Annotated in this window: 9 protein-coding genes; 3 read left to right on the top strand and 6 right to left on the bottom strand. The window is 62.4% G+C overall.

What is annotated here, in order from left to right:
• Window positions 1-53: 53 nt before the first annotated feature.
• Window positions 54-1,262: a DUF748 domain-containing protein gene (locus tag GYH35_RS30295; RefSeq protein WP_161830369.1), complete on the top strand. Its 1,209-nt coding sequence runs from the start codon at window positions 54-56 to the stop codon at window positions 1,260-1,262.
• A 4-nt stretch (window positions 1,263-1,266) separates the two neighbouring features.
• Here the strand turns inward: GYH35_RS30295 and GYH35_RS30290 are convergent, their stop codons facing one another.
• From GYH35_RS30290 to GYH35_RS30265, 6 genes are all read right to left on the bottom strand, one after another.
• Window positions 1,267-2,634, bottom strand: coding sequence for an FGGY-family carbohydrate kinase (locus tag GYH35_RS30290; RefSeq protein WP_161830368.1), 1,368 nt, complete (start codon window positions 2,632-2,634; stop codon window positions 1,267-1,269).
• Between the two features lie 6 nt (window positions 2,635-2,640).
• Window positions 2,641-3,603, bottom strand: a complete 963-nt coding sequence (locus GYH35_RS30285) for an ABC transporter permease (protein WP_161809996.1) — start codon at window positions 3,601-3,603, stop codon at window positions 2,641-2,643.
• Between the two features lie 76 nt (window positions 3,604-3,679).
• The gene (locus tag GYH35_RS30280) at window positions 3,680-4,654 is read right to left on the bottom strand and encodes an ABC transporter permease (RefSeq protein ID WP_161830367.1); all 975 of its coding nucleotides are present in this window, start codon (window positions 4,652-4,654) and stop codon (window positions 3,680-3,682) included.
• Between the two features lie 5 nt (window positions 4,655-4,659).
• Window positions 4,660-6,168, bottom strand: a complete 1,509-nt coding sequence (locus GYH35_RS30275) for a sugar ABC transporter ATP-binding protein (protein ID WP_161830366.1) — start codon at window positions 6,166-6,168, stop codon at window positions 4,660-4,662.
• Window positions 6,168-7,139 (bottom strand): rhamnose ABC transporter substrate-binding protein, encoded by a 972-nt coding sequence (rhaS, locus tag GYH35_RS30270; RefSeq protein WP_407700237.1) that lies wholly within the window; start codon window positions 7,137-7,139, stop codon window positions 6,168-6,170. Before rhaS ends, GYH35_RS30275 begins: the two co-directional genes overlap by 1 nt.
• Before the next feature lie 104 nt (window positions 7,140-7,243).
• Entirely contained in the window at window positions 7,244-8,047 is an 804-nt protein-coding gene (locus tag GYH35_RS30265; protein ID WP_161809992.1) for a DeoR/GlpR family DNA-binding transcription regulator, read from the bottom strand.
• Window positions 8,048-8,210: 163 nt separating this feature from the next.
• On the opposite strand from GYH35_RS30265, the gene GYH35_RS30260 reads away from it, so the two are divergent.
• Both GYH35_RS30260 and rhaI read left to right on the top strand, forming a co-directional pair.
• Entirely contained in the window at window positions 8,211-10,331 is a 2,121-nt protein-coding gene (locus GYH35_RS30260; protein WP_161830365.1) for a bifunctional rhamnulose-1-phosphate aldolase/short-chain dehydrogenase, read from the top strand.
• A gap of 68 nt (window positions 10,332-10,399) precedes the next feature.
• Complete coding sequence (gene rhaI / locus GYH35_RS30255) at window positions 10,400-11,704, top strand: L-rhamnose catabolism isomerase (RefSeq protein WP_161830364.1); 1,305 nt, start codon at window positions 10,400-10,402, stop codon at window positions 11,702-11,704.
• Window positions 11,705-11,896 lie beyond the last annotated feature (192 nt).

Raw genomic sequence — 11,896 nt, 5'->3', positions numbered from 1 at the left:
GCAAAGTCTTGCTGCCGGCGAAACCACTTTCCAGCCGCATGCGTTGCAGGGGCATGAGAAGGCGTGAGAAATGGCTGATTGCCGTCGTCATCGTGGTCGTCCTGGCTGTGGCGATCCGTGCAGCGCTGCCGACCCTCATTCGCGACCGTGTCAACGACCAGCTCCAGGCGCTCGAAGACTATGACGGCCACATCGACGACGTCGATCTCTCGCTGATCCGCGGCGCCTACCGCATCGACAACATCCAGATCGTGAAAACCGGCTCGGGCCAGCCGGTGCCGTTCTTCAGCAGCGATCGCATCGATTTCTCGGTCGAATGGCGCAGTCTGTTGCACGGCTCGCTGGTGTCCGAAGCCGAGTTCTTCAATCCCAACGTGAACTTCGTGAAGGCCGAGAACGAACAGCAGTCGCAGACCGGTAAAGGCGTGAACTGGGCAGACCGGTTCGAGCAGCTGTTTCCGTTCAAGTTCAACACGGTGCGCGTTCACAACGGCACGGTGACCTTCACCGCGCCTGGCATCAGCACCCGGGACGCGATCAAAGCGACCAGGCTGGAAGGCGAGCTCACCAATCTCACCAACGTCGTCGACAGCGGCAAGGAAACATTCGCCGGCTTTCGCGCCGATGCTCAGGTGCTCGACGGCGGTTCCGTCAAGGTCAGCGGCAGCGTCGATCCGCTCGAGGCCAAGCCGACGTTCGATGTGAACTTGCAGTTGCGCAACGTGAAGCTGCCGCAAGTGAATCCGTGGCTGCGCCAGTACATCAAGGCCGATGCCGAGGCCGGCGACTTCGAGCTGTACCTGGAGCTCGCCGCGGCCGACGGCAAATTCAAAGGCTACGCCAAGCCGATCCTGGAGCACGTCAACATCTACAGCAGCGAGGAGCCGGAAGAGAATGTGCTGAAGCGCATCTGGGAAGGCCTGGTGGATTTTGCGGCCAACGTGCTGGAGAACGATGAGAAGGAGCAGGTCGCCGCACGCATCCCGTTCACGGGAACGATCGAGAATCCCAAGACCAGCATTCTCGAAACCATTGTCAGCGTACTGCATAACGCTTTCGTCAGCGCCTTTGCGCGCTCGCTCGAAGGCAGCATCTCGGTTCGCGCAGTCCGCGACAACTTGAAAGATATCGGCGAGCCGGCGGCTGACAAGGATCAGAAGAACGGCAAAGACAAGAAGTCCGATGCCAAAAAGGAGCCTGACAAGAAGGGCGACAAGAAACGAACCGAGGAACCGGACTTCGGCCCGAAGCGCAATACCTGAGTCGTCAGCTCACCAGCAGTTTCCGCCAGGCTTCCCGATAGGCCGGCAATCCTTTGAGACTCGCAGCAGTCGCCGGTGTCATCGGTGAAGGTGGCGCGTCATGGAAGCGCGCGAGATAACAAGCAGCCCGCGTGTTGCCGCCGTCGCCGGAGCTCAACTCGATCGATCGCTCGGGCAGTAACGCACCGAGAATCGACCCGAACAAGGGATTCGTCGCGAGCGGGCCATCGATCAGCACGGCGCCGTCGGCGCCCAACATCTCGATCAGCAACTCGGACATCAGCGCGATGTACAACGTTGCGAGGCTGGCCCGTTCCGAGCCCGACAACGACTCGGCATTGATTACGCGCCCCTCGCGCCCGGCAAACGGTCCGCCACTCGCGAACGCCGGCAAGGCCATCGACTGCCGCTCGATCACATTGAGCAGCGCCGGCATATTGGGACGGACGTCCGTTCCCGCGATCGCTTCGTACTCGCGACCGCCCATGAATCTCGCCGTTGCCACCGGCGATCCGAAGGCATCGACGCTCGCGAGCATGTCCTTGTCTTCGCGAAGTCGTGACAGATCCGCCCGGTTCGCCATGACGACGGTCCACGTTCCGCTCGAAATCACCGTGAACGGCTCCTCGCGGTCTCGCGCGATCAGAAACTTCAGATACGATGCGTTCGAGTCGTGAATGCCGCTGGTGACCTGACATTGCGGGTCGAGGCCCGTCGCGGCTGCGATCTCAGCCGAGATCGGCCCAAGCACATCGCTCGCGAGTTTCTTCGGCGGAAACAGCTTGTCCCAGCTTCGGACCTGCGCCAGCTTCGAGAAGTGCTGCTCTCGTGGCAGCCAAAGATCGGAGTGACAACCGAGCGAGGTCACTTCGCTGGCCATCACGCCGCTCAAGCGCCATGCCCAGAACTGCGGATAGAGCAGCGCGTGAGCAACTCGCGAGAACAGCTGCGGCTGGGCTTCTTGCAGGAAAAACAGCTGACGGCCGAGGTTCAGTCCGAGCGGCAGGTCTGGCGAGTACGTGCTTTGGTAAGCGTCGCGCTGCTGTCCATACTCCGCGTTCACTCGTTCGAAACAAGCATCTTCATAGTCCGGCGCGGCGACTACACGATTGTCGCGATCGATCAGGGCCGCGGCGGCTCCGTGAGCGACCGGAACGATGGTGCGAATGCGATCTCGATGAGGCGCGTCGCGCAACGCGTCCAGCAACCATCGGCTGATCGCTTCGACGTCCAGTTCGCGCATCGCGGGACCTTGAACGACGGCATTGGCCCGTCGGCTGCCGCGAATCTCGGTGCCTGTCTGCGGATCGATGACGGAGACCTTGGCGTTGGTCTTGCCGATATCGATCAGTGCGATCAGCGGATGCGTCATAGGTTGTTACGAAAGCCGGCGGGCCGGGCCCCACCAGCGCTCGGCGATCACCGGAATGGCGACGACGGTGATGAGCAGCGCACCGACGATGATGGACATCACGATACCCGGCACGTTCAACAGCCCCAACCCGAAGTTCACGAAGCCCAGCACCACGGCCGCGAGCAGCACGCCCGGAATGGTGCCTTTGCCGCCCCACACCGATACGCCGCCGAGAATGACCATGCTGATGATCTCCAATTCCCAGCCCTGCGCGATCGACGGCCGCGTCGAGCCGAGGCGCGATGTGAGCAGCACCGCTGCGAGTCCGCTGCAAAGGCCGGTCACTGCAAACAGCGCGAAGCGATAGCGATCGACCGGTACGCCCGACCACTTCGCTGCGGTGGGATTCGCACCCAAAGCGTAGATGGTGCGCCCCCAGCGAGTCACATGCAGAAACAAGCCGAACACGACGGCAAGTACGATGAGCAGGCTCAGCTCGATGGATAACGGGCCTGCCGCGTAGCCCTGGCCGAACACAGAGAACGATTCCGGATATTCCTTCAGCACGCGATCGCCGAGCACGGCATAGGCGAGCCCGCGAAACAGCGTCATCGTGCCGATGGTCGCGACGATCGAGGGCACGCGGCCCAAGGTCACCAGTGCGCCATTGACCATGCCCGCTGCGAGCCCCGTGCCCAGGCCGATCGCAACCAGGCCCGGCGTTTGAATGCCGGCCGCGGCGGCCAAGCCCATCGCAACGGACGACAACGCGATGATGGCTGCAACGGAGATATCGATCTCGCCCGCGATGATCAGCAGCGCCAGCGGCAGAGCAATGACGGCGCGCTCGGTGAAGTTGAACGTGGCATCCGACAGCGTCCACACATCCAGGAAGTACGGCGACAGGCTGGCGAAGCTGACGAACTCGATGACCAGCACCAGCGCGAGCATCGACTCCCAGCGCAACAGACTCTTGAATCTCTGCATGGTCAGGTCGCCTCGATGACCGGAATCAGCGCGAACGTCGAGCCCCGCCGCAGCAGGCTTTTGTGTCCTGGCGTGTTCATGCCGCTTGGGCCTCCAGGATGGCGCGCTTGTCTTCGCGCCGTCGCGCGCTCAGCACGGCCGCTACGACGATGACCAGGCCGTTGATGCCCATCTGCCAGAACGGTGAGATGCCGATCAATGGCAGCGCATTTCTGATGACACCGATGAACAGACAGCCAAGCACCACGCCGGCCACGGTGCCGATGCCACCCGCAATTGCGACGCCGCCGATCAAGCATGCTGCGATCACTTGCAGCTCGAAGCCAAGCGCGATGTCGGTGTAGGCGACCGCGAAGCGTGCCACCCACAAATAACCGCACAGCCCGGCGATTGCGCCACAGATCGTGTACGCGATGCATTGCATGCGACCGGGATCGATGCCGGTGTAGGTCGCAGCGGCGGGATTGCCGCCGGCGGTGTAGAGATTCCGGCCCAACACGGTGTAACGCATCACCACCGCAAAGGCAGCGACAGCGAAGATTGCGAGCCACGAGAGCAAGGTGAGACCCAGCAGCTCATAACGAATGAAGCCGAGAAACTGCGGCGACATATGGTTGTCGTTCACCCAAGTGCCGCCGGACAGCAAATAAATCACGCCGCGATACACCGACATCGTGCCGAGCGTGACGACGATGGGCGGCAGCTTCAGCCGCCACACCAGGAGGCCGTTGATCGCACCGAGCAGTGTGCCGCTGACGAGAGCGATCAACAGCACGGGCGCGACGCCCAAGCCCGGATAGTTCTTGTTCAACAGTGCGACCAGCATTCCCGACAGCGCCAGATTCGCCGCGATCGACAGATCGATGCCGCGCGTGAGGATCACCAACATCTGCCCCAGCGCGAGCAGGATCAGAATGGCGCTGTCGTCGAGAATTTCGGCGAGGTTGCCGGGCTGGGCGAACTGCGGAAACGCGGCCGTGACCGAAGCCAGCAACAACACGACGATGACCCCGAGCGCGAGATCGCGCCGGGCGGCGGAGTTTTGTATCATTGGAATCACGCGTCGGTCGCCGCCTGGACGACGTTTTCCGCCGTCGCTTCACTTCTATCCAGCAAGGCACGCACGCGCCCGCGACGCATGACCAGGATGCGATCGGACATGCCGAGGATCTCCGGCAACTCCGACGAGATCATCACGACGGCGTTGCCCCGCTGAGCAAACGCGCTGGTGACGGCATGCACCGCCGATTTCGCGCCCACGTCGATGCCTTTGGTCGGCTCGTCGAGAATCAGAACTTTCGGCGAGCGCGCCAGCCACTTCGCAATCACGACCTTCTGCTGATTGCCGCCGGACAGGTCGCCGACATTCTGCTCGGGGCCGGTCGCTTTGATGCCAAGCGCAGAAATCCAATGATTCGCCAGTGCCGACTCGCGTTGCCGGCTGCAAATGCCGCGCGGTGCAAGCGAGTTCAGATTGGTGAGCGAGACATTGGCGGCAATCGAGAAAGGCAGGATGGCGCCTTGTTGCTGACGGTCTTCGGGAACATACGCCAGACCATGACGGACCGCGTCCGCTGGATTGGCGATCGATACTGGCTTGCCGCCCACCTGAATCGAGCCGGAATCCGGCGCCGTCAAACCGAACAAACATTGCGCCAGCTCGGTGCGGCCCGCGCCGACCAATCCATAGATGCCGAGCGTTTCGCCCTGTCGCACGGAGAAGGAGATGTTGTCGAATTCCTGGGCACGCGACAGGCTCTCGACGCGCAGCAGCTCCTTGCCCAGCGTCGTTTCCAGTTTCGGAAACAACTGCTCGACCGAACGGCCGACCATCATGCGAATCAGCTGTTCGCTGCCGGTGCCGGCAATCATGCCGTTGCCCACCGACGCACCATCGCGAAACACGACGTATCGGTCCGCCAGCGAAAAGATCTCTTCGAATTTGTGGCTGATGAACAGCAGCGCGCAGCCGGCATCCCGCAGCCGACGCGCGATGCGGAACAGATCCTCAGCCTCGCGGTGGGATAACGCTGCGGTCGGTTCATCGAGAATCAACACGCGGGCTTCGCTCGTCAACGCGCGGGCGATCTGCACGATGTGCTTCTGGGCGACGCTGAGCTGGCCTGCCAGCATGTCGGGCGAGAACGAAACATCGAGCTGCCGCAGAATCTCCGCCGCCCGGGTCCGCATCTCGCGCCATGCGATGAAGCGGCCATTCTTCGGGCGGTTGCTGACGAAGATGTTCTCAGCAACCGTCAGATTGTCGAACACCACGCACTCTTGATGCACGACGTTGATGCCAAGCTGCCGCGCATGCTCGGGATCGCGCACGCGGATGGAGCGGCCGTCGAGCGTGAGCTCACCGCCGTCCGGCTGATGGATGCCGCACAGAATCTTGACCAATGTCGATTTGCCGGCGCCGTTCTCGCCGATCAGCGCGGTCACCTGGCCCGGATACAAATCGAGATTGGCATCGCGCAGCGCGTGCGCGCCGCCGAAGGATTTCTTCACCTGCGTCAGCGTCAGAATGGGCTGCGCCGGTGCCTGCTGGATCGCCGCCGACATCAGAAAATCGCCGCGAACTGCTCGACGTTGCTCTGGTCGTAGATGAACGGTTTGGCCATCGCGCCGACACCGTCGGCATCGAACGTCACCGCACCCACGCGCCCCAATGAGATCTCCGTGCCGTCTTCAGGATTTGCGTCGCGCGCGAGCTGGGCGGCGACTTGAGTCGCTGCGTAGCCGAGGTCGATGGGATTCCAGATCGCGAATTTCGGCACGACGCCTTTGCGCACATAGCCGACCAGCTCGGAGGGCAGGCCCAGTCCAGTGACTTTCACTTTGCCCGTGAGCCCTTGATCCTCGATGGCCTTGGCTGCGGCCACGATGCCAACCGAGCTCAACGAAACAATGACCGCGAGGTCCGGATGCTGCTTCACCAGCGCCACGGTCTCGCGATAGGACTTGTCTGCGACATCGTCGCCATAGACAACACCTGCGAACTCCAGCCCCGGGTACTGCGGCAGCGCCTGCTTCATCTGCGCGAGCCAGGAATTTTGATTGGTCGACGTCGGCGTCGCTGAAACAACCGCGATCTTGCCTTTGCCTTCCGGCGCCAGCTCGGCGGCGAGCTGCGCCACGGTCTGACCGATCAACTCGTCCGACGACGGAGCGAGATGAACGGCGCGGCCAGCCTTCGCAACGGCGGAGTCATAAGAAATGACCTTGATGCCTCGTTGCATCGCTCGCTGCAGTGTCGGCACGACGGCATCGGGATCGTTCGCCGAAATCGCGATGGCGTCGACGCGCTGGGCGATCAGCGCATTCAATGTTTCTATCTGCCCTTCGGCGGTCGGCGTGGTGGGGCCGGTGAAAATGATTTCTGCGCCGAGTGTCGCCGCAGCTTCGTCCGCGCCCTTGTGGACGGCGTCGAAGAAGCCGCTGCCCAGGTTCTTGGCGACGATGCCGATGCGAAGTTTTTCGCCTGCCTTGCCGTCGCCCGCGCCTTGCGGCCGATCGCCGCAGCCCGCGATCATCACGGCGGCCAGCGAGACCGCACCCACGAGCATTGCCCTTCTACGCATTCTCATCCCCCGCATCCAGGCGGCCAACCGTTATGGTCGTGCCGCCGCGCTTTGACTCACGCGAGTTTCTGCAACTCGTCGTCCTGGCTCACCGAGGCGACGATCACTTTGATGCCCGCCGCTTTGAATACTTCCAACTCTTCCGGTTTGGCGCCGTCGTCGGTGACGATGGTGGAGATCCGCTCCAGCCCCGTGACGATCATCGCCGACTTCTGCCGCAGCTTGCTGCTGTCGGCCATCACGATCACATCTTCGGTACGCTTCAACAGCTTGGTCTGCGCCTGCACGATCAACGGATCGGCTTCCATGATGCCGAAGCGGTTCAGGCCGTAGCAGCCGGTGAACAGCTTGTTGCCCCAGAAGTTGTCGATGGTGTCGTTGTCGAACGGGCTGAGCACGATGTTCTGCTCACGGAAGATGGTGCCGCCCGGCAGCGTGATCCGATTGCGGCTGGTCGCGAGCAGCTTGGCCGCGATCGGAAACGAATTCGTCAGGATGTCCAGATCGTGGTCGGCGAGAAATTCCACCAGCGCGAACGTGGTGGTGCCGCCATTGATAATGATGCTCTCGCCCGGAGTGATGAGCTCCGCGGCTACGCGAGCGATGGCGCGCTTCTGCGGAACACTGATGTCCTGGCTCAGCGAGAACGGCATGCCCACCAGGTGCGGCTGATGCCGCGGACGCACCGCTTCGGCGCCACCGCGGATACGTTTGACTTCGCCACGCTCGGCCAGCGTGTTGATGTCTCTACGGATGGTCGCCTCGGATGCGCCGAGCAAATCCAACAGGTCGCCGACGCTCACGATGGAGCGCTCTTCGACGAGCTTCAGAATCAGGCTATGGCGCTCACGTTCCAACATGGAACCTCCTAAAAGCAGTTTCGATCACGGCTGTCGCGTTGCTGATCGATTATGCTCGCATCTGATTGTATATGATCGATTCGTGTGGTAAACAGTCATTTCATAGCGCGCGGAGCGATTTTTTATGCCCGAACGCGATCAAACTGCCTGTGGGGGAGATTAGATGAGTGTGGTTCAGCCGGTGCAAGCCGAGTCGTCTTCGTTGCTGGTCGAAAACCGCTGGAACGATGCGCTCGCGGCCGGGATGACGCCGGCCCAGCTGCTGCTGTACCGCTCCAATCTGCTCGGCTCGGACAAGCGCATTACCAACTTTGGCGGCGGCAACACCTCCGCCAAGGTCATCGAAAAGGATCCGCTCACCGGCCAGGACGTGAAGGTGCTGTGGGTGAAGGGCTCGGGCGGCGACCTGGGCACCATGAAGCTGGACGGCTTCGCCACCTTATATATGGACAAGTTCCTGTCGCTCGAGCCGTTCTACAAGGGCAAGGACAGCGACAGCGTGCTGGTGCCGCTGTATTCCCACTGCACGTTCAACCTGAATCCGCGGGCCGCGAGTATCGATACTCCGTTGCACGGCCTGGTCGATCGTGCGCACGTCGATCACATGCATCCGGATGCTTTGATTGCGATTGCGGCGTCCGCCGACAGCAAGGCGTTGACCAAAGAAATCTATGGCGACGAGATCGGCTGGTTGCCCTGGATTCGCCCTGGCTACGAACTGGGCCTGGCGCTCCGCAAGTTCACTCGTGAAAACCCCAAAGCGCGCGGCGTGGTGCTCGAAGCGCATGGTGTGTTCACTTGGGCGGATACTGCGAAGGACTGCTACGAGAACACGCTCGATGTGATCAATCGTGCGACGACGTGGCTGGCTGAGAAGAGCCGCGGCAAGCTGCCGTTCGGTGCGCTCAAATCTCAGCCCTTGCCGGTGGAAAAGCGTCGTGAAGTTGCGGCCGCCATCATGCCGCGCATTCGTGGCCTGATTTCTGGCACTTCGCGCAAGGTCGGTCACTTCGACGACAGCGCGGCGGTGCTGGAATTCGTGGGCAGCGAGAAATTGCAGGCGCTCGCCGATCTCGGCACGTCGTGCCCGGATCATTTCCTGCGCACCAAGATCTGGCCGCTGGTGCTGCCGTTCGACGCGGCGAACGAGTCGATCGAGCAGTTCGCCCGTCGCGTGCAGCCGGCCATCGAACAGTATCGCGAGCGTTACGCCGCTTACTACGAACGTTGCAAGCGGCCCGGCTCGCCGAAGATGCGCGATCCGAATGCGGTCGTTTACCTGGTGCCGGGCGTCGGCATGATCACGTTCGCTGCCGATAAAGCGACTGCGCGCATCGCCGGCGAGTTCTATATCAATGCGATCAACGTCATGCGTGGCGCTGCTGCGGTGTCGACGTATCGCGGCCTGCCGGAGCAGGAAGCATTCGATATCGAATATTGGGATCTGGAAGAAGCCAAGCTGCAGCGCATGCCGAAGCCGAAACCTTTGGCGGGCCGCGTCGCGCTCATCACGGGCGGTGCGGGCGGCATTGGCCTCGCGACCGCACGCCGGTTGATGGAAGAAGGCGCGTGTGTCGTGCTGTGCGATATCGATCATGACGCGCTCGCCGAAGCCGAAGCGGGCTTGAAGAAACAGTATGGCAACGACGTCGTTGCCAGCACCTGGATGGACGTGACGCGCGAGGACGCGGTCGTCGCCAGCTTCCGCGACAGCTCGTGGAAGTTCGGCGGCGTCGATATCTGCGTTTCCAATGCGGGCATCGCGTCGGCGTCGCCGGTCGATCAGACCAGCCTCGCGACCTGGCAGAAGAACATGGACATCCTGTCCACGGGCTACTTCCTGGTCTCGCGACAGGCATTCCAGCTGTTGAAGACGCAGAACATCGGCGGCTCCATCGTGTTCATCGGCTCCAAGAACGCACTGGCCGCGTCGCCGGGCGCCGCCGCCTACTGCACGGCCAAGGCTGCCGAGCTGCATCTGGCTCGATGCCTGGCGCTGGAAGGCGCGCCGGTCGGCATTCGCGTGAATGTCGTGAACCCGGACGCTGTGTTGCGCGGCTCGCGTATCTGGCAGGGCGAGTGGGCCCAGCAGCGCGCCGAGCAGTACAAGACCAGCACCGACGAGCTCGAAACCATTTACCGCGAGCGCAGCCTGCTCAAGCGCAGCGTATATCCCGAGGACGTGGCGGAGGCGGTGGCTTTCTTCGCATCCGAGCGTGCATCGAAGTCGACCGGGAATATCATCAACGTCGACGCCGGTAACGCAGCCGCCTTCACGCGGTAGTCGAGTACGGTTTGAGAGCAGGGGATCGGCGCGGCGCGCCCGATCCCCTGCGAGTTGAGGGGGACATCATGGCTGGCACTTATTCCGACCCGCGCGATCGCTCGTTCATCGCCGACGGCAACGCGAAGCTGCTGAAAGACGTTGAGGCCGATTACGCTGCGCTCGGCGCGATCCTGAGTCGCCGTGGCGTCGACATCGACGCCGTCACCGCAACCGTCGCCAGCTTTGGCGTGGCCATTCCCTCATGGGGCGTCGGCACCGGCGGGACTCGCTTCGCACGCTTCCCCGGCATCGGCGAGCCTCGCAATGTGTTCGAGAAGCTCGAGGACTGCGGGGTCATTCATAGCCTGACCGGCGCCACTCCCACGGTCTCGCTGCATCTGCCCTGGGATCACACCGACGACGTGCCGGCGCTGCGCCAGCGGGCCACCGCGCTCGGGCTCGGCTTCGATGCGGTCAACTCGAACACGTTTCAGGACCGCCCCGGCCAGAAGCTTTCTTATAAGTTCGGCAGCCTCACGCACACCGACGCGGCGGTGCGAGCCCAGGCCGTCGAGCACAACATCGATTGCATTCGCATCGGCCAGCTGCTCGGCTCGAAGGCGCTGACCGTCTGGATCGGCGACGGTGCGAACTTCCCCGGTCAGCAGCATCTGGGCCGTGCCTTCGAGCGTTATCTCGAATCGACCCGCCAGATCTACGCGGCGCTGCCGGCGGACTGGCGCATGCTCATCGAGCACAAGATGTATGAGCCGGCGTTCTACGCGACCGTGATTCAGGATTGGGGCAGCTCGCTGCTCGCGGCGCAGACGCTTGGCCCGAAAGCGTTCTGCCTGGTCGATCTCGGCCACCATGCGCCGAATGTGAATATCGAGATGATCGTCTCACGCCTGGTGCATGCCCGCCGGCTCGGCGGCTTCCACTTCAACGATTCGAAGTACGGCGACGACGATCTGGACACCGGCTCGATCGATCCGTACCGCCTGTTCCTGGTGTTCAACGAGCTGGTCGATGCGCAGTGGCGCCAGGCGCCGGACTTCCAACCGGCGCACATGCTGGATCAGTCCCACAATGTCACCGATCCCATCGAGAGCCTGATGATCAGCGCCATCGAGTTGCAGCGGGCTTATGCGCAGGCGCTGCTGGTGGATCGGCAGGTGCTTGCCGATTATCAACAGCAGAACGATGCGCTGATGGCGGCGCAGACGCTGAAGCGTGCGTTCACCACCGACGTGCAGCCCATCCTGGCTCGCGCCCGGCTGCAGAAAGGCGCGGCGATCGATCCGGTGGCCGCTTATCGCCGCAGTAACTATCGGCTGGAGTGCGCCAACAAACGTCCGGCGAGTCAGAGTTTTGGCGGCGGCATTGTCTGATTGTCTGAAGACTCATTCTAATAAGCAGGACATTTCACCTCGGTAGCGCGCCTTGAGCGCGCTACCACACATCACTTCGTCGCATTAGCTGCTCCCAGCCGCCTGAATCTGGGCTATATACTCCCGCCGCCGAAAGCAGTGTGGATCCTCAACGCTTGCGAACCGTCGTCGTCACCCGTTACGTCACGCCTC

This window comes from Steroidobacter agaridevorans (genome assembly GCF_009932555.1).
In the GTDB taxonomy this organism is placed as follows: domain Bacteria; phylum Pseudomonadota; class Gammaproteobacteria; order Steroidobacterales; family Steroidobacteraceae; genus Steroidobacter; species Steroidobacter agaridevorans.
This window is presented reverse-complemented; position numbering and strand designations above follow the sequence as displayed.